Raw genomic sequence first — 17,642 nt, forward strand, 5'->3', positions numbered from 1 at the left:
CGCCATCACACAGCGTCAGCTCTGGCACTTAGGGCAAAACACACTCGCGCGCTGCCCCAACACCACATTACGCAGCTCGCTGCCGCACACCTTGCACGCCTCGCCGCCACGGCCATAGACGAACAGTTCCTGCTGGAAATACCCCGGCTGCCCATCGCCGCCGATAAAGTCCCGCAGCGTGGTGCCGCCCCGTTCGATCGCGGCCGCCAGCACACGCTTGATCTCAATCGCCAGCTTCAGATAGCGCCCGCGTGAAATACCGCCCGCGGCCCGACGCGGATCAATCCCCGCCGCAAACAACGCTTCCGTCGCATAAATATTGCCAACCCCCACCACCACGGCGTTGTCCATGATGAACGGCTTCACCGCCACTGACTTGCCACGGGACAGCTGAAACAGGCGCTCGCCGTCAAACAGGTCGGTCAACGGCTCCGGCCCCAGGCGCATCAGCAACGCGTGGTTGTGCGGGTCCTGACTCCAGAGCATTGCGCCGAAGCGCCGTGGGTCGGTGTAGCGCAGGGCCAGGCCGGATTCGAGTTCGATATCCACATGCTCATGTTTGAGTGCCGGCAAACCGACTTCCACCAGGCGCAGGTTGCCCGACATACCTAAGTGGCTGATCAAGGTGCCCACTTCGGCATTGATCAACAGGTACTTGGCCCGCCGCTCCACCAAGACGATGCGCTGCCCTGAGAGACGCACATCGAGGTCTTCCGGGATCGGCCAGCGCAGGCGCCGCTCACGCACCACCACGCGACTGACCCGCTGGCCTTCCAGGTGTGGCGCAATTCCGCGCCGGGTGGTTTCGACTTCTGGTAACTCGGGCATGTGTACCTCTGGAAAAAAGGGTCAGTGCGCGCCCAACTCGCGGATCGACAACTTCATGCTTTCAAAGTCGTAGTCCGACAGGCCCACGTAATCCAGCACCAGGTGGCCGATAGCATTCCACTCATGGTCCTCAGCCTGGCTGCCCAGCACCCGGTAAGACGAGCAAATGTGCTCGGCCATTTTCAGGATCGCCAGCAGGTTTTTCAGTTGCGGAGTGCGCGATGACTCATCGCTGAAAATCGCCAGGGCGTTGTGGTGGTTGGCGATGGCGTCGGTCACATGCTCCGGCAGGCGCCAGGATTTGGCGGTGTAATAACCGACGACTGCATGGTTGGTGTTGAACGCGTTGTTCTCGGTGTCGACCACGCGGCAGTCGGGGCCGGCGTTGGCGTAGGCCTCTTCCAGCACCGCCATGTAGTTGGGGAAACGCTTGAGCATCAACGGTACGCCGCAATCGTGGAACAGGCCCAGAGCATAGGCCTCGTCGACGGTTTGCGAACCGGTGCGCTTGGCCAGGGTCAGGCACGTCATGGCCACATCCTGGGCGGTGTCCCAGAAGCGGTTGAGGGTGACGATGGTGTCGTCGCTCATCTCGCCCTTGATCGACTGGGCATTGATCAGGTTAATGATCGAGCGGCTGCCCAGCAGGTTCACTGCGCGCTGGATCGAGGCGATCTTGTTGCTCAGCCCGTAATAGGGCGAGTTGACGATCTTCAGCAGCGCGCCGGACAAGCCTGGGTCTTGGGAGATCAACCGCGCGATCACTTCCAGGTCCGGGTCGGGCATGTACTGCTCCATCTGCAAATCCACCATGATTTGCGGTTGAGGCGGCACGCTGATGCCTTGCAGGGCCTGTTGGATCTGCTCGGCGGAAAGCTCTTGGGACATAAGTACACACTCTGGGCTAGGCGAGGATTCTAACCCTTATGAAGACTTGACCGACACCCAAATGCCGAACTGAAACCGGATCAAATGTGGGAGCGGGCTTGCTCGCGAAAGCGCGGTGTCAGTCACCGAATACAGTGGCTGATCCACCGCTTTCGCGAGCAAGCCCGCTCCCACATGTCCGGCGGCGCCGCGAATTCATGCACAACACGGTATACTCCCGCTCTTTTTTCCGGAGCGACGTCATGTCCCTGCCAAGCCTGCGTCTCAAAGCCAACGCCGATCGTCGTTTGCGCAACGGCCACCTGTGGGTCTACAGCAACGAAATCGACGTGGCCGCCACACCTCTTCACGGCTTCCAGGCAGGCGACCAGGCCATCCTGGAAGCGGCCGGCGGCAAGACCCTGGGCATCGTGGCCATGAGCCCGAACAACCTGATCTGCGCACGCCTGTTGTCGCGCGACATCAAGTTGCCCCTGGACAAGTCGCTGCTGGTACACCGCATCAACGTCGCCCTGTCGCTGCGTGACCGCCTGTTCGACAAGCCGTTCTACCGCCTGGTCTACGGCGATTCCGACCTGTTGCCAGGCCTGGTCGTCGACCGTTTCGGCGACATCCTGGTGGTGCAGATCGCTTCGGCGACCATGGAAGCCCACAAAGCAGACGTGATCGCGGCGCTGACCCAAGTGCTCAAGCCGAGCGGCATCCTGTTCAAGAACGACTCCGCCGCACGCGACGCTGAAGGCCTCAACCGCTACGTTGAAACCGTGTTCGGCCTGGTGCCGGAGTGGGTAGCGCTGGAAGAAAATGGCGTCAAGTTCGAAGCGCCGGTCATCCAGGGCCAGAAAACCGGCTGGTTCTACGACCACCGCATGAACCGCGCGCGCCTGGCCCCGTATGCCAAAGGCAAACGTGTGCTGGACCTGTACAGCTACATCGGCGGCTGGGGCGTGCAAGCTGCAGCCTTCGGCGCCAGTGAAGTGTTCTGCGTCGACGCTTCCGCTTTCGCCCTCGACGGCGTTGAGCGTAACGCCGCGCTGAACGGCGTCGCCGAGAAAATGACCTGCATCGAAGGCGACGTCTTCGAAGCCCTCAAAGAGCTGAAAGCCAGCGAAGAACGTTTCGACGTGATCGTCGCCGACCCGCCGGCCTTCATCAAACGCAAAAAAGACATGAAAAACGGCGAAGGCGCCTACCGCCGCCTGAACGAGCAAGCCATGCGCCTGCTCAGCAAGGACGGCATCCTGGTCAGCGCCTCGTGCTCGATGCACCTGCCGGAAGACGACCTGCAAAACATCCTGCTGACCAGCGCCCGCCACCTGGACCGCAATATCCAGATGCTCGAACGCGGCGGCCAGGGCCCGGACCACCCGGTGCACCCGGCAATTGCCGAGACGCGCTACATCAAGAGCATTACCTGCCGGTTGTTGCCTAACAGCTAAGGTAGGCCGCGCTCTGCGATAGAGCGCGGATCAAAATGTGGGAGCACACCAGCTCCCACATTTTTCGCTGTGTCAGAAACATTGCCACACAGGTCCCTACGCGCATCCCACAACGTTTTTGATTGAATTTCGCAGGTCGCAGACTAGTATCGGTTGCTGGTTTCACTCCGGAAAACAAAAACAATGTCTGAGTCCACCTGCTCGCTCCCGCTCAGTGGCGGCGCCAAGCATCAACAACGCTCGCGCTTCATCCTCATCACCTGCATTTCACTGATCAGCTTCTTTCCGATCAACATTCTCCTGCCCTCATTTCCCGCGCTGGCTACCCGGTTCGACATGCCGACGGCAGACATCGCACTGTCCATCAGCCTGTTCACCCTGGTCTTTTCCATCTCGCAACTGGTCGCCGGCCCGCTGTCGGATAAATGGGGCCGCAAGGAAGTCCTGCTCGGCTGCATCACCTTGTCGATCCTGGGCGCGATTGGCTGCGCGCTGGCCGCGGACTACCTGACCTTCTTGCTGTTTCGCTCTGTACAGGCGATGGGCTGTGGTTTCTTCGTGCTGGGCCACGCCCTGGTGGAAGACCTGTTCGAGGAACAGGATCGAGCCCGGGTACGCCTCTATTACATGACCCTGAGTGGTTCGTTTGTCGCGCTGTCACCCCTGATAGGCTCCTGGCTGCAAACCACCTTCGACTGGCAAGGCAGCTTCTACGGATTCGCGCTGATGGCGCTGGGCATGTTGATCCATGCGTTCTGCATCCTGCCGTCCAAATCCGCCAGCCCCCACCGCGCGCCGGTTTCGATCATCGGTACGCTGAAAGCCGTCGCAAGCAATCGAGACTTCCTGCGTTACTGGTGGATCGCCGCGCTGGTGTTTGCCTGTTATTTCGCGCTGATCAGCGTGACGCCGCTGATTTTCATGGATGCACTGAAACTGTCCGAATACCAGTACGCCCTGGTGCTGATGGTATACGGCGTGGCCTATCTGCTCGGCGGCGTCGCGGCGTCGTATTTGCAAAAGCGCATCCCGCTGTCCCGGCAAATCAACTTCGGCCTCGGCTTGCTGCTTGTCGCCGGTGTGCTGTTGACACTGATCGTCAGCTTTGAGGCCATCACCACCGTCACCCTGCTGATTCCGATGCTGATCAGCGCCCTGGCCGTTACCCTGGTTCGGCCTGCCGCGATTTCTGCGGCGATGTTGCTGTTCTCCAGCAGTGCCGGCACCGCAGCATCGGCAGGCAACAGCATCATGTTCCTCACTGCCGCCGTCAGCAGCGCCGCCCTAGCGCAAACCGGAACGCATTTGCTGATGACCATTGCTGTCAGCTTCATCCTTTTCAGCTTGTGGGGTTGGTTGACGAATGCGCGGGTCGGGCGCTGACGCCCCGCCACACGTCCCGTAAGCGCTGTCTGCACGCTTACGGCCATTCCCTCCAGCCGCCAGCGGTGTAGAATCGGGTCTATTCATCGCCAGTCATCCCCCGGCGGGTTTATGAGCTCAAGGCCCAAGCACGCGGCGATCCCGCGACGCGAGTGGCAACTTTTGGACACACGGCCATTTTCGGAGTGCTCCAGACGTCAATAGAAGCTCTCTCCCCAGTAGTACCTGATTAGTAGTTACCTGATTAGCCGCCCGGAGTGCTCCAATGCCTGATTACCGCTCGAAAACATCCACCCACGGCCGCAACATGGCCGGCGCCCGCGCACTGTGGCGTGCCACGGGGATGAAAGATGACGACTTCAAAAAGCCGATCATCGCGATTGCCAACTCGTTCACCCAATTCGTACCCGGCCACGTCCACCTCAAGGACCTGGGCCAGCTGGTCGCCCGCGAGATCGAACGCGCCGGCGGTGTCGCCAAAGAATTCAACACCATCGCCGTGGATGACGGCATCGCCATGGGCCATGACGGCATGCTGTATTCGCTGCCGAGCCGCGAGATCATCGCCGACTCCGTGGAATACATGGTCAACGCCCACTGCGCCGACGCCATCGTGTGCATCTCCAACTGCGACAAGATCACCCCCGGCATGCTGATGGCCTCCCTGCGCCTGAACATCCCGGTGATCTTCGTCTCCGGCGGCCCGATGGAAGCCGGCAAGACCAAGCTCGCCTCCCACGGCCTCGACCTGGTCGATGCCATGGTCATCGCCGCCGATTCCAGCGCCTCTGACGAGAAGGTCGCGGAATACGAGCGCAGCGCGTGCCCAACCTGTGGTTCGTGCTCCGGCATGTTCACCGCCAACTCGATGAATTGCCTGGTGGAAGCCCTGGGCCTGGCGTTGCCGGGTAACGGTTCGACCCTGGCCACCCACAGCGACCGCGAGCAACTGTTCCTGCAAGCCGGCCGCACCATCGTCGAGCTGTGCAAGCGTTACTACACCGAGAACGATGAGTCGGTGTTGCCGCGTAACATCGCCAACTTCAAGGCGTTCGAAAACGCCATGACTCTGGATATCGCCATGGGCGGTTCCACCAACACCATCCTGCACTTGCTGGCCGCCGCCCAGGAAGCCGAGATCGATTTCGACCTGCGCGACATCGACCGTCTGTCCCGCCACGTGCCGCAACTGTGCAAAGTCGCGCCGAACATCCAGAAATACCACATGGAAGACGTGCACCGCGCCGGCGGGATCTTCTCGATCCTCGGTTCCCTGGCCCGCGGCGGCCTGCTGCACACCGACCTGCCGACCGTGCACAGCAAATCCCTGGCCGAAGGCATCGCCAAATGGGACATCACCCAGACGGACGACGAAGCCGTGCACACCTTCTTCAAGGCAGGCCCGGCGGGCATCCCGACGCAAACTGCGTTCAGCCAGTCGACCCGTTGGGACACCCTGGACGACGACCGTGAAAACGGCTGCATCCGCAGTGTCGAGCACGCCTACTCGCAAGAAGGCGGCCTGGCCGTGCTGTACGGCAACATCGCCCTTGACGGCTGCGTAGTGAAAACCGCTGGCGTGGACGAGTCGATCCACGTGTTCGAAGGCCGCGCCAAGATCTACGAAAGCCAGGACAGCTCGGTACGTGGCATCCTCGCCGACGAAGTCAAAGAAGGCGACATCGTCATCATCCGTTACGAAGGCCCGAAAGGCGGCCCGGGCATGCAAGAGATGCTCTACCCGACGTCGTACCTCAAATCCAAAGGCCTGGGCAAAGCCTGCGCCCTGTTGACCGACGGCCGTTTCTCCGGCGGCACCTCGGGCCTGTCGATCGGCCACGCTTCGCCAGAAGCCGCTGCCGGTGGCGCGATTGGCCTGGTGCAGGATGGCGACAAAGTGCTGATCGACATTCCGAACCGCTCGATCAACCTGTTGATCAGCGATGAAGAGCTGGCTGCACGCCGGGTCGAACAGGACAAGAAAGGCTGGAAACCGGTTGAGAAACGTCCACGTAAAGTGACGACCGCGTTGAAAGCGTATGCCCTGCTGGCCACCAGTGCCGACAAGGGTGCGGTACGTAACAAGGCGATGCTCGACGGCCTGTAAGCCTCGCCCATAAAAATGCCCCGCCAAGTGCGGGGCATTTTTTTGCCTGCAGAAAACTCCCCAGACATAGAAGACCAACTGTGGGAGCTGGCTTGCCTGCGAAAGCGGTGGGCCAGCCGACTCATGTATGGCCTGACACACCGCCTTCGCGAGCAAGCCCGCTCCCACATTCGACCGCATTCCTATGCTGGAACTCGGTCAAGTGTGGTCGACCGCATTCCTGTGCTGGAACTCGGTCAAATGTGGGAGCGGGCTTGCTCGCGAAGCAGGCGCCTGGGTCTTACTGAATCTCGTCAGGCTTAACGATCACCCAGTTCTTGTCCGCCGTCACCGGCAACCCTTCCTTGGCTTGTGCGGCCGCGTGCTTGGCCATCATGCCGTTGAGCTGGGTCATGTATTTGTCTTTGCGGTTGACCCACAGGTGGATGCCACCTTTAGCCACGTCCACATCGTGGAACAGCATGTAGCCGTCGCTGGTCGGCGTGTCACCCCCAACGATCACCGGCTTTTTCCACTCGTCGATGTAGGTCAGGATGGCGGCGTGTTTGCCGGCCATCCAGGTTGCCGGCGTCCACAGATAAGGGGTCAGTTCCAGGCCAAGGTTGGCCTTCTCGTCATATTTGCCGGCAGCGATTTGTTTGCGTGCGGTGGTCAGCTCGCCGGTCTTGCGGTCCTTGAGCAGGGTGCTCACGCCGATGACGTTCTCGGGTTTGACGTTGTAGCCGTACTTCGGATCGGCAGCGACCATGCGCACCAGTTCCTCGGACGCGGCGGTCATCACGTAGACCTCAATGCCGTTTTCCATCAGCTTGTTGTAGAGCTCAGCCTGGCCGGTGAAGACTTTTGGTGGCTGGACGTCCATGTTCTTGACCACGTCACCGTCGTAGTACGTGACCGGGACGGGCTTGCCGGAAGCCATCATCTCATCGACGTAGCCTTTGAGCTCCTTGAGGGTGAAGCCGGAGAAAATCTGCGCCACCCACGGGTAGCAGACCATGTCGTCGACTTCGCAAAGGCGGTAGTAGTAGCTGAACAGGCTTTCCTTGTGTTCAGCGGTGTCCTTGAAGGGGATCAGCTTCAGGGACGGGTCCATGGTGTCGCGGGTGATCAAGCCCTTGTTTTCCAGGTACGGCAGCAAGGACTCTTCAAGGTCATAGCGGTAGCTGGTGTTGTCCATGTCGAACACCGCGAAGTTACCCTTGTTGGCGTTGGCGGCAATCATCTTGTTCAGTTGCTCGGCGGCGGGCGCCGGCCAGTGCTTCAACTCGGTGGCGGCAAATGCCTGGCTGGCGAGGCCGAAGCAGAAGGCGGCGGCAAGTAGTGTTGGCGCGAGCTTCATAAGCGTTTTCTCCCTGAGTGAAAGACATCGACGCTAACAAATCTGTGTGACAGTTATCGCCCGAGCGCGACCGCTTACATCGTGATTGCGCCAAGGGCATGTGCCTGAACGTCACCCGCTTATTCCAAAAACGACAGTCAACATTCCATATCGGTATTAAATCAATATATTTCAAGCTGTTAGCATTTCCGGTTCGCAATCGCAGGCTCACGCGATTGGCTGCCTTCTCAACGGAGCTTCAATGAATCTGCCCCTGATTCTCAACTTACTGGTGTTCGTGGCCCTGTTGCTGGGCCTGGCACAAACTCGCCACACGCACTGGAGCCTCGCCAAGAAGGTCCTGTTCGCCCTGGCCCTCGGCGTGGTGTTCGGTACGGCATTGCACGCCATTTATGGCGACGGTAACCCGGTGCTCAAAGCGTCCATCGGTTGGTTCGACCTGGTCGGTAACGGCTACGTGCAACTGCTGCAAATGATCGTGATCCCGTTGGTATTCGCTTCGATCCTCAGCGCAGTGGCCCGTCTGCATAATGCCTCGTCCCTGGGCAAGATCAGCTTTCTGACCATCGGCACGCTGCTGTTCACCACGGCGATTGCGGCGCTGATCGGCATCGGCCTGACCAACCTGTTCGGCCTCACCGCCGAAGGCCTGGTGGCCGGCACCCAGGAAATGGCGCGCCTGCAAGTGATCCAGAGTGATTACGCCGGCAAGGTCGCCGACCTGAATATCCCGCAGTTGCTGCTGTCGTTCGTGCCGGCGAACCCGTTCGCCGACCTGGCGCGCGCCAAACCGACGTCGATCATCAGTGTGGTTATTTTCGCTGCATTCCTGGGGGTTGCCGCGCTGCAACTGCTCAAGGATGACGTGGAAAAAGGCCAGAAAGTGCTCAACGCCATCGATACCCTGCAAGCCTGGGTGATGCGCCTGGTGCGCCTGGTGATGAAGCTGACGCCGTACGGCGTGCTGGCGCTGATGACCAAAGTGGTCGCTGGCTCCAACCTGCAAGACATCATCAAGCTCGGCAGTTTTGTGGTGGTGTCGTACCTGGCGCTGGGCCTGATGTTTGTGGTGCACGGCCTGCTGCTGTCCCTGGCCGGGATCAACCCGCTGCGGTTCTTCCGCAAAGTCTGGCCGGTGCTGACCTTCGCGTTCACCAGTCGCTCCAGTGCGGCGGCCATTCCGCTGAGCATTGAAGCGCAGACGCGCCGCCTGGGCATTCCACAATCCATCGCCGGTTTTGCCGCCTCGTTTGGCGCCACCATCGGCCAGAACGGTTGCGCAGGCCTCTACCCGGCGATGTTGGCCGTGATGGTTGCACCGACGGTCGGCATCAACCCGCTGGACCCGCTGTGGATCGCGACCCTGGTAGCGATTGTGACCTTGAGTTCGGCGGGTGTGGCCGGCGTAGGCGGTGGTGCGACGTTTGCCGCGCTGATCGTGCTGCCGGCGATGGGCTTGCCGGTGTCACTGGTGGCGCTGCTGATTTCCGTGGAGCCGCTGATCGACATGGGCCGCACGGCGTTGAACGTGAACGGGTCGATGACCGCGGGCGCGATTACCAGCCAGGTCATGAAGCAGACGGATAAAGCGCTGTTGAATGCCGATGAGCATGCTGAGTTAGCGCAGGCCTGACGGAGCGCTGTCGCAAGCAAGCCAGCTCGCACATTTTGACCGCATTCTCATGTAGGAACTCGGTCAAGTGTGGGAGCTGGCTTGCCAGCAATGTGCTTAGGCTTTTTCCCAGACTTCAAAGTTGTACGCCGGCTTATCACCTTCAGCCGGGTTCTCGACATTCGACACCAGCGTCCACTGGTTCAGATCAAACTCGGGAAACCACGCATCCCCTGGCGGGCTCAACGCAACCCGCGTCAGGTACAGGCGATCCGCCTGTTCCAGCCCTTGCGCATACAGCTGCGCACCGCCGATCAGCATCAGCTCATCCACGCCCTGCGCCAGCGCCCAGGACTCAGCCCGCTCAACCGCGGCGTCGAGCGACGGAAAAACTTCCGCACCTTCGAGCACCAAATCGGTCTGACGGCTGACCACGATATTCAAGCGCCCCGGCAACGGCCGGCCCAGCGAATCCCAGGTCTTGCGCCCCATAATGATCGGCTTGCCGAAGGTGGTGGCCTTGAAGTATTTGAAATCCCCCGGCAAATGCCAGGGCATGCTGTTGTCGACGCCGATCACACGGTTTTCACCGAGGGCTGCGATCAGGCTTAGAGGGAGAGTGTTTTTCATGCCGACGAGAATACCAGAGCCCCCAGCCACGCGCAGCGTGCACTAAACAGCCCCGGAGCGGTTATGCTCCAGGCTCACGAACACAACAGGACCGCGCGTGACTGCACTGAACCCCCTGCACAAACTCTGGCTGACGGAAACCGTGCGCTTGCGTGAAGAACACGCCGGCCCGCTGGAAGACCTGGAAGCCAACCGCCTGGCCCGCGCGGCCGGCGGCGACCTGCCGACGCGCATCCAGCAGCGCGCCCTGCACTTGGCCGAACGCGATGGCTTGACCGCCGCCCTCACCCGCTGGCTGCAAGGTGCCCGTTTGGCGCTGGTGCTGTTGGCCGTGGTCGCGGTAGTCAGTGGCGCCGGGCTGGCGTTTGCTGCATTGGGCAATGGCGTGACGCCCGTGAATGTGTTCTGGGCCCTGGGCAGCCTGCTCGGCTTGAATCTGATCCTGTTAATCAGCTGGGCCCTGGGCCTGCTGTTTGCCGGCGAACACAGCGCCAGCCTCGGCCGCCTGTGGTTGTGGCTCAGCGAGAAACTCGCGCGTGATGCCAAGGCCGCGCAACTGGCCCCGGCGTTGCTGCTGTTGTTACAGCGCCAGAAACTCAATCGCTGGGCGGTCGGCATGCTGGTCAACAGCCTGTGGTTGCTGGCCTTGCTCAGTGCCATGCTGATTTTGCTGACACTGCTCGCCACCCGACGCTATGGTTTTGTGTGGGAAACCACCATCCTCGGCGCCGACACCTTTGTCGCCGTGACCCAAGCCCTGGGCCGCCTTCCCGCATTGCTGGGCTTCAACGTGCCAACGGTCGAGATGATCCGCGCCAGCGGCGATTCCGCCCTGAACATCGAAAGCGCTCGCCAAGCCTGGGCCGCCTGGCTGGTCGGCGTGTTGCTGGTGTACGGCCTGCTGCCCCGACTGATCCTCGCGTTGCTCTGCCTGTGGCGCTGGAAACGCGGGCGCGCCGCCTTGCGCCTGGACCTCAACCTGCCCGGCTACAGCCAACTGCGCGAACGCCTGATGCCCAGCAGTGAACGGCTGGGCGTCAACGACGCCGCGCCCGAACAGCTGCACCACGTCACCGGTGGCGTCAGTGAGCTGGAGAGCGACGGCGCGCTGCTGGTCGCCATCGAACTGGACGATCAGCACCCCTGGCCGCCCAAACTGCCGGCCAGCGTGAAAAACGCCGGCATCCTCGACAGCCGTGAATCGCGCAACAAACTGCTGGAACAACTCACCCGCTTCCCGCCCGCGCGCCTGGCCATCGCCTGCGACCCACGGCGCTCGCCCGACCGTGGCAGCCTGGCGCTGGTCGCCGAGCTGGCACGCAGCGCCGCCGCCACCCGCGTATGGCTGCTGCAAGCCCCGCCCGGCCAGGCACTGGACGCCGAGCGCCTGGGCGATTGGCACGCAGCGCTGCAACAATTAGAGCTGCCCTTCGCCGACTGCGCGCCGCTGAACTGGCTGGAGACCGGTCATGACTAAACCGCTGAAACTCGCCGTGGTCGGCCACACCAATGTCGGCAAGACCTCGCTGCTGCGCACCCTGACCCGCGATGTCGGGTTTGGCGAAGTGTCCCATCGGCCCAGCACCACGCGGCATGTCGAAGGCGCGCGGTTATCGGTGGATGGCGAGGCCTTGCTGGAGCTATACGACACGCCCGGCCTGGAAGATGCCATCGCCCTGCTCGACTATCTGGAACGCCTGGATCGCCCCGGCGAACGCCTCGACGGCCCGGCCCGTCTGGCGCGCTTCCTGGAAGGCAGCGAAGCGCGCCAGCGGTTTGAACAGGAAGCCAAGGTGCTGCGCCAATTGCTGGCCTGCGACGCCGGCCTGTATGTGATCGACGCCCGCGAGCCGGTGCTGGCCAAGTACCGCGATGAACTGCAAGTGCTGGCCAGTTGCGGCAAGCCGTTGCTGCCGGTGCTCAATTTCGTCAGCAGCAGCGACCACCGCGAGCCGGACTGGCGCGAAGCCCTGGCCCGCCTTGGCCTGCATGCGCTGGTGCGTTTCGACAGCGTGGCGCCACCGGAAGATGGCGAGCGTCGTCTTTATGAAAGCCTGGCCCTGCTTCTGGAGAATTCGCGGGGGCCGTTGGAGCGGCTGATTCTCGACCAACAAGCCCAACGCGAGGCGCGCCAGCAAAGCGCCGCACGGCTGATCGCCGAGCTGCTGATCGACTGCGCCGCCTGCCGGCGCAGCGTTTTGACTGCCGATGAACAGCAAGCCATCAGTGATCTGCGCAAAGCCGTGCGCCAACGCGAACAGAAATGCGTGGAAGCCCTGCTCAAACTGTTCGGTTTCCGCCCACAAGATGCCGCCGCCAGCGACTTGCCGTTACTCGACGGCCGCTGGGGCGATGACCTGTTCAACCCGGAAACCCTCAAGCAACTCGGCGTGCGCGTCGGTGGCGGAATCGCCGCAGGGGCGGCTGCCGGGGCAGGTGTGGACCTGCTGGTCGGTGGCTTGACGCTTGGCGCCGCCGCCATTGCCGGGGCGATTGCCGGGGGCGCCCTGCAAACGGCGCGTAGCTACGGCAGCCGCCTGCTGGGCAAGATCAAGGGCCAACGCGAATTGACCGTGGACGACAGCGTGCTGCGCCTGCTCGCCCTGCGCCAGCGCCAGTTGCTCAAGGCCCTGAGCCTGCGCGGCCATGCGGCGATGCACAGCATCAAGGTCGACACGCCTCAGGATAAAACCTGGCGTGAAGGCAAGTTACCGGACGCGCTGCACAAGGCCCGCGCTCATCCGCAATGGTCGTCCCTGAACCCTCATCCCAAGCTGAGTCAGGCAGAGCGCCAGGAACACATCCAAGCCCTGGCCCAGCGTCTGGATGAAACCTAAGCCGCGAGCAGGTGCCGAGCTTTGGCCTTGAGCACTTCAAGATCAAGCACCGGTATGGATACATGCTTGGCCTGTTCATCCCAATGGCGCATGCGCAAACTAACCGCACACAGCGGGTCCTGTTCGAAGGCCTGGGCTTCTTCGACGCTCATCATGCCGCCCTGGTACGCCAAAGTGCGGCGGCTGGCTTCGCTCAGGCGGGCGTAATAGCCCGGCTGGCTGAAGGTCAGGTAACGCTTGGCCTGCACGTGATATTCCACCAACCTGGCCATGCGCTCACTGAAGCCCGCCCGGCGCAAGTAATCTGCGCCCAGCCGCTCATGGCTGACCACACCATAACTGCCCATGTTTTCACCCCCCTGGCCGCACAAGTGCCCGATGTCGTGGAAAAACGCCGCCAGCACCACTTCATCATCAAACCCCTCGGCCATCGCCTGTTGCGCGGTTTGGGACATGTGTTCGATCTGCGACACCGGCTCGCCGATGTAATCCGCCATGCCGTGCTGCTCGTACACGCCAAAGACTTCGGCAATCGCCTGCTCCGGGCTCATCACGCGGCCCCCCACAGGGTTGTGATATTTCGCTCGGCCATGGCCGGCCCCACGCTCATGCCCACGCCGGTGTGCATCAGTGCCGCGCTCACGCCGGGCGCTACGCGCAGGAACGAAAACGGCGCCGGCCCGCGCGAGCCGTAGACGCCCTGCCAGCGCTCGACCACCTGGACCTTGCAGCCCAACGTTTGCTCGGCCAGCTCGATCAGCCAGTCATCAACCTGCTCGGCGTTGAACGGCGAGGCGTCGCTGCCGTAGTCATGGGAGTCGCCGATGATCAGTTCGCCATGGGGCGTCGGGCTGATCAACAAGTGAATCCCGTGCGCGTGCAAATGCGCGGCTTCGCGCAGGATCTGCGCCTGAACCGGCGCAGCTTCGGGCAGGTCGGCGAAGGCGCCGTAATGCACGCAACTCAACCCTGTGAGCAACGCGTGTTGCAGGTTGAGGTTGGCCGCAGGCCGGGCACGCAGCATTTGCAGGCGGCAGATACTCGGGTTGAGTTCGGCGATCGGTTCCGCCAGCAAGGTTTGGTAGTCGTGGCCGGAGCACACGATGACCTGCTCGCCGCGAAAGCTGCCTAAGGTGGTGTGCACCTGGCCGGGCTCCACGTCACGCACCAGGGTGGAGAAATGAAACTCCACGCTCAATTGCTGGCTCAAGTAGTTGATCAGCGCCGGAATCGCCTCGCGGGAATACAACTGCTGATCGTCTTTACCATGCAGCGCTGCGCGGTGATGGCGGAACTGACCGCCATATAGGTCCCTCATCGCCGCGCCTTGCAGCAGTTCGACGTTGTAGCCGTGTTCGTGTGCGCGACCGGCGCAGAAGGCTTCCAACAGATGCTCTTCGGCTTCGGTGCGGGCAAACAGGTACGAGCCGTTGCGCTTGAGCTGCACACCCGCCACTTGTGCCCATTGCCCCCAGATACCGCGACTTTCCCGGGCCAGGTCAAGCATCGGCCCCGGTGGTTGGCCGGTGACCAGCGCCTGGCCGAAGTTGCGCACCGAGGCACCCAACGGTGTGGCGCTGCGCTCGAACACCTTGACCTTGAGGCCGCGCCTGGCCGCCGCATAAGCGTGGGACAGGCCGAGGATGCCGGCGCCGATGATCAGCAGATCGCTGTGGTGTGTCATTACATGATGTCCTGAATTCGAAGCCGCCTGCGCGAGCAAGCCCGCTCCTACATGTTGATGTGCGAACACGTTCAAATGTGGGAGCGGGCTTGCCTGCGAAGAGGCCATAAGCCCTAACGAAAACCTTACTGACCCGCGACCTTTTCCGACTTGCCGTCATAGCGCTTGCGCCACTCGGTCAGGATGCTGTCGCGGTTTTTCGAGGCCCAGGCGAAGTCGTTCTTGATCAGGCGTTGCTCGTAGTCAGCGGGCAATTCGGTCTGCGGCTTGGCGATGCCAGGCTGGGCGAGGACAGCGAAGTTGTCTTTGTACAAGTCCATCGCCGCAGTACTGGCGGAGAAGTCAGCGAGCTTTTTAGCCGCCTCGGCGTGCGCGGTGCCTTTGATCACGGCAGTCGCTTCGATGTCCCAGCCCAGGCCTTCTTTGGGCAGGATGATGTCCAGCGGCGCGCCTTGGCGTTTCAGCTGGACGGCCGGGTATTCGAAGGAAATGCCAATCGGGAACTCACCCGAAGCCGCCAGTTTGCACGGCTTGGACCCGGAGTGAACGTACTGGCCTATGTTCTGGTGCAGGTCGTCCATGTACTGCCAGCCCTGTTTCTCGCCAAAGGTCTGCAACCAGGCACTCACATCCAGGAAGCCGGTGCCGGACGAGGCCGGGTTAGGCATCACGATCTTGCCCTTGTACTCAGGCTTGGTCAGGTCCTGCCAGCTCACCGGTTTGGTCAAGCCTTGTTTCTCGGCTTCGACGGTGTTGAAGCAGATGGTCGCAGCCCACACGTCCATGCCGACCCAGGCCGGTGGGTTAGCGGCGTCGCGGTAGTTTTTACCGATCTTGTCCAAGTCCTTGGGCGCGTAGTGGGTCAGCATGCCTTGCTGGTCAAGGATCGCCAGGCTCGACGCGGCCAGGCCCCACACCACGTCGGCTTGCGGGCGGTCTTTCTCGGCCAGCAGCTTGGCGGTGATGATGCCGGTGGAGTCGCGTACCCATTTGATCTCGACGTCCGGGTTGGCTTTTTCAAAGGCCTGCTTGTAAGTCTTCAACTGCTCGGCTTCGAGCGCCGTGTACACCGTCAACTCGGTTTTGGCTGCAAAGGCATTCAGGCTGAATGCGCTGAGTAAAGCAGCGGCCAGGGCCAGGGGCTTGAACATGGAACACCTCCTTCAGGGATTATTGGCCGGGCGCGGTCTGGCGCCAGGCTTGGGAGCGGCGCAACGCGCCACGTGAAGCCCACGCCAGCAGCAGCGAGACGCCGCCTGAGGTGAACAGAATCAGGGTGGACATGGCCGCGGCGCCGCCTACGTTGCCGGCGTCGTCCATGTTCAACACGGCGACGGCGGCGAGGAGGGTATCGGGGCTGTAGAGGAAGATCGCGGCGGACACGGTGGTCATCGCCGACACAAACAAGTAGCGCACGATGTCCAGCAGCGCCGGCAAGCAGATCGGTACGGTGACGCGCAAATAGTGGCGGTACAGCGGCGCCTTGAGCGACAGCGCGGCGGCTTCAAACTCACTGTCCAGCTGACGCAACGCCGTGGTCGCGGTCATCTGCGCAGTGGTCAAATAGTGCGCAATGGTGCACACCACCAGCAGGGTCATGGTCCCGTAGAACACATGCAGCGGGTTGCCGTTGAGGTTGAAAAAGAACACGTAGCCCAGGCCGAGCACCAGGCCTGGCACGGCCATCGGCACAAAACTGAGCATGCGCAGCGCCAGGTTCAGGCCTTTCTGTCCCTTGGTCTTTTCCATCAGGTAGGCGCCCGTGAAGATCAATACGCTACCGATCAGCGCCGTGCACAGGGCCATGGTCAGGCTGTTGCGATAGGCCAGCCAACCGCCACCGGCCGTGTCTTCGAATTGGTAGTGGTTGAGCGACAGCGACAGGTTGTACGGCCAGAATTTAACCAGGGAGGAATACACCGCCATGCCGAACACCAGCAGCAACACCGCGCAAATCAGCAGCACAATGGTCAGGTAGCACCCATCGCGGCGCGCCGAGGGCGCCGGCTGGAACACCTGGGCACGGCCACTCATGGCGTCACCCTGCCGACGGCGCAACCAGGCGTCGACCGCAAAGCTGAACAGCGCCGGCAGCAACAACACCATGCCAATCAATGCACCGCGACCGAACTGCTGCTGGCCGACCACCGCCTTGTAGGCCACCAGCGCCAGCACCTGATAATCGCCGCCGACCACCACGGGCACGCCGAAGTCGGTGATGGTCAGGGTGAATACCAGGCAAAACGCAGCGAACACCGCCTGGCGCGTGGCCGGCCAAGTGATGCTGCGAAACGCCCGGGCTGGACTTGCCCCCATGCTCGACGCCGCGTCGAACAAACGCGCATCTGCCAGCGACAGTGCCGACAGCAGGATCATTAACGCGTGTGGGAAGGTGTAGATCACTTCGCCGAGGACAATGCCCCAGAAACCGTAGATATTCTCCGAAAGCAGCCCGCGCAACATGCCCTGGTTGCCGAACAGATACACCAGCGCAATCCCCGGCAGCATTGACGGCGCCATCAACGGCAGCAGCGATATACCCCGCCAAACTGCCTTGCCGGGAATCAGTGTGCGCTGCAATGCGTAAGCAAACAGATAGGCCAACGGTACGACGATGGCCGCTACGCTGAGGGAAACCTTCAGGCTATTGCCCAGCAGCCAGTGGAAGTTGTCGCTGGTGACCAGCTCGCGCGCCGCGACCCACCCACCGCCCTGCCCGGCTTCACTGCTGAAGCCGCGCCAGAAGATCGCCAGTAATGGCATCAGTACCGCCACGCCCAACAGGCACAACCAGAGCACTTTGCCACCGAGCACAAAAATGCGGTCGCCCAGTTCGGCGCGGGACACCTGACGAGCCAGGTTGTCGGGAATCGGCAGTGTCATATCTTCGGCCAT

Annotated in this window: 14 protein-coding genes; 6 read left to right on the forward strand and 8 right to left on the reverse strand. The window is 62.0% G+C overall.

Annotated elements, in window-relative coordinates; translation table 11 throughout:
- Positions 1–15: 15 nt before the first annotated feature.
- Together mutM and A7D21_RS18200 are read right to left on the reverse strand one after the other, a co-directional pair.
- Complete coding sequence (mutM, locus tag A7D21_RS18195) at positions 16–828, reverse strand: bifunctional DNA-formamidopyrimidine glycosylase/DNA-(apurinic or apyrimidinic site) lyase (RefSeq protein ID WP_069552297.1); 813 nt, start codon at positions 826–828, stop codon at positions 16–18.
- 21 nt (positions 829–849) lie between these two features.
- Entirely contained in the window at positions 850–1,662 is an 813-nt protein-coding gene (locus A7D21_RS18200; RefSeq protein WP_171902620.1) for an HDOD domain-containing protein, read from the reverse strand.
- A gap of 296 nt (positions 1,663–1,958) precedes the next feature.
- Between A7D21_RS18200 and A7D21_RS18205 the strand changes: the two genes are divergently transcribed.
- The 3 genes from A7D21_RS18205 to ilvD all read left to right on the forward strand — a co-directional run bounded on the left by A7D21_RS18205 (position 1,959) and on the right by ilvD (position 6,645).
- Complete coding sequence (locus A7D21_RS18205; RefSeq protein WP_017734765.1) at positions 1,959–3,155, forward strand: class I SAM-dependent rRNA methyltransferase; 1,197 nt, start codon at positions 1,959–1,961, stop codon at positions 3,153–3,155.
- Positions 3,156–3,338: 183 nt separating this feature from the next.
- A complete protein-coding gene (locus A7D21_RS18210; protein WP_053258502.1) occupies positions 3,339–4,538 on the forward strand; it encodes an MFS transporter in 1,200 nt (399 codons plus the stop codon).
- 265 nt (positions 4,539–4,803) lie between these two features.
- Positions 4,804–6,645, forward strand: coding sequence for a dihydroxy-acid dehydratase (ilvD, locus tag A7D21_RS18215; RefSeq protein ID WP_053258503.1), 1,842 nt, complete (start codon positions 4,804–4,806; stop codon positions 6,643–6,645).
- Between the two features lie 280 nt (positions 6,646–6,925).
- Here ilvD and A7D21_RS18220 read toward each other — a convergent pair whose 3' ends face one another.
- Positions 6,926–7,984 (reverse strand): hypothetical protein, encoded by a 1,059-nt coding sequence (locus tag A7D21_RS18220; protein ID WP_053258504.1) that lies wholly within the window; start codon positions 7,982–7,984, stop codon positions 6,926–6,928.
- Positions 7,985–8,225: 241 nt separating this feature from the next.
- Here A7D21_RS18220 and A7D21_RS18225 point away from each other — a divergent pair, with 241 nt between their 5' ends.
- A complete protein-coding gene (locus A7D21_RS18225) occupies positions 8,226–9,617 on the forward strand; it encodes an L-cystine transporter (RefSeq protein WP_053258505.1) in 1,392 nt (463 codons plus the stop codon).
- 96 nt (positions 9,618–9,713) lie between these two features.
- On the opposite strand, the gene A7D21_RS18230 is transcribed toward A7D21_RS18225, so the two are convergent.
- The gene (locus A7D21_RS18230; RefSeq protein WP_053258506.1) at positions 9,714–10,226 is read right to left on the reverse strand and encodes a dihydrofolate reductase; all 513 of its coding nucleotides are present in this window, start codon (positions 10,224–10,226) and stop codon (positions 9,714–9,716) included.
- A 97-nt stretch (positions 10,227–10,323) separates the two neighbouring features.
- Between A7D21_RS18230 and A7D21_RS18235 the strand changes: the two genes are divergently transcribed.
- Positions 10,324–11,703 carry a DUF2868 domain-containing protein gene (locus A7D21_RS18235; protein ID WP_053258507.1) on the forward strand — a complete coding sequence of 460 codons (1,380 nt, stop codon included), beginning with the start codon at positions 10,324–10,326 and terminating at the stop codon, positions 11,701–11,703.
- Positions 11,696–13,063, forward strand: a complete 1,368-nt coding sequence (locus A7D21_RS18240) for a DUF3482 domain-containing protein (protein WP_053258508.1) — start codon at positions 11,696–11,698, stop codon at positions 13,061–13,063. The genes A7D21_RS18235 and A7D21_RS18240 overlap by 8 nt, the downstream gene beginning before the upstream one ends.
- On the opposite strand, the gene A7D21_RS18245 is transcribed toward A7D21_RS18240, so the two are convergent.
- From A7D21_RS18245 to A7D21_RS18260, 4 genes are all read right to left on the reverse strand, one after another.
- Positions 13,060–13,614 (reverse strand): phosphonate degradation HD-domain oxygenase, encoded by a 555-nt coding sequence (locus A7D21_RS18245; RefSeq protein WP_053258509.1) that lies wholly within the window; start codon positions 13,612–13,614, stop codon positions 13,060–13,062. The two genes, A7D21_RS18240 and A7D21_RS18245, sit on opposite strands and share 4 nt — an antisense overlap.
- The gene (locus tag A7D21_RS18250; RefSeq protein WP_069552299.1) at positions 13,614–14,747 is read right to left on the reverse strand and encodes a TIGR03364 family FAD-dependent oxidoreductase; all 1,134 of its coding nucleotides are present in this window, start codon (positions 14,745–14,747) and stop codon (positions 13,614–13,616) included. The genes A7D21_RS18245 and A7D21_RS18250 overlap by 1 nt, the downstream gene beginning before the upstream one ends.
- Before the next feature lie 125 nt (positions 14,748–14,872).
- Positions 14,873–15,898, reverse strand: a complete 1,026-nt coding sequence (locus A7D21_RS18255; protein WP_069552300.1) for a putative 2-aminoethylphosphonate ABC transporter substrate-binding protein — start codon at positions 15,896–15,898, stop codon at positions 14,873–14,875.
- A 19-nt stretch (positions 15,899–15,917) separates the two neighbouring features.
- On the reverse strand, positions 15,918–17,642 hold the full coding sequence (locus tag A7D21_RS18260; protein ID WP_069552301.1) for a putative 2-aminoethylphosphonate ABC transporter permease subunit: 1,725 nt from the start codon (positions 17,640–17,642) through the stop codon (positions 15,918–15,920).

Source organism: Pseudomonas sp. AP19 (assembly GCF_001728855.1).
GTDB classification, from domain to species: Bacteria; Pseudomonadota; Gammaproteobacteria; order Pseudomonadales; family Pseudomonadaceae; genus Aquipseudomonas; species Aquipseudomonas fluorescens.

Bases quoted from the DNA above. Each gene is read 5' to 3' on its own strand.
- A7D21_RS18255 (WP_069552300.1), bottom strand. From the start codon at position 15,898: ATGTTCAAGCCCCTGGCCCTGGCCGCTGCTTTACTCAGCGCATTCAGC.
- A7D21_RS18210 (WP_053258502.1), top strand. From the start codon at position 3,339: ATGTCTGAGTCCACCTGCTCGCTCCCGCTCAGTGGCGGCGCCAAGCAT.
- A7D21_RS18245 (WP_053258509.1), bottom strand. From the start codon at position 13,614: ATGAGCCCGGAGCAGGCGATTGCCGAAGTCTTTGGCGTGTACGAGCAG.
- A7D21_RS18220 (WP_053258504.1), bottom strand. From the start codon at position 7,984: ATGAAGCTCGCGCCAACACTACTTGCCGCCGCCTTCTGCTTCGGCCTC.
- A7D21_RS18230 (WP_053258506.1), bottom strand. From the start codon at position 10,226: ATGAAAAACACTCTCCCTCTAAGCCTGATCGCAGCCCTCGGTGAAAAC.
- mutM (WP_069552297.1), bottom strand. From the start codon at position 828: ATGCCCGAGTTACCAGAAGTCGAAACCACCCGGCGCGGAATTGCGCCA.
- A7D21_RS18205 (WP_017734765.1), top strand. From the start codon at position 1,959: ATGTCCCTGCCAAGCCTGCGTCTCAAAGCCAACGCCGATCGTCGTTTG.
- A7D21_RS18250 (WP_069552299.1), bottom strand. From the start codon at position 14,747: ATGACACACCACAGCGATCTGCTGATCATCGGCGCCGGCATCCTCGGC.
- A7D21_RS18260 (WP_069552301.1), bottom strand. From the start codon at position 17,642: ATGGCCGAAGATATGACACTGCCGATTCCCGACAACCTGGCTCGTCAG.
- A7D21_RS18240 (WP_053258508.1), top strand. From the start codon at position 11,696: ATGACTAAACCGCTGAAACTCGCCGTGGTCGGCCACACCAATGTCGGC.
- A7D21_RS18225 (WP_053258505.1), top strand. From the start codon at position 8,226: ATGAATCTGCCCCTGATTCTCAACTTACTGGTGTTCGTGGCCCTGTTG.
- ilvD (WP_053258503.1), top strand. From the start codon at position 4,804: ATGCCTGATTACCGCTCGAAAACATCCACCCACGGCCGCAACATGGCC.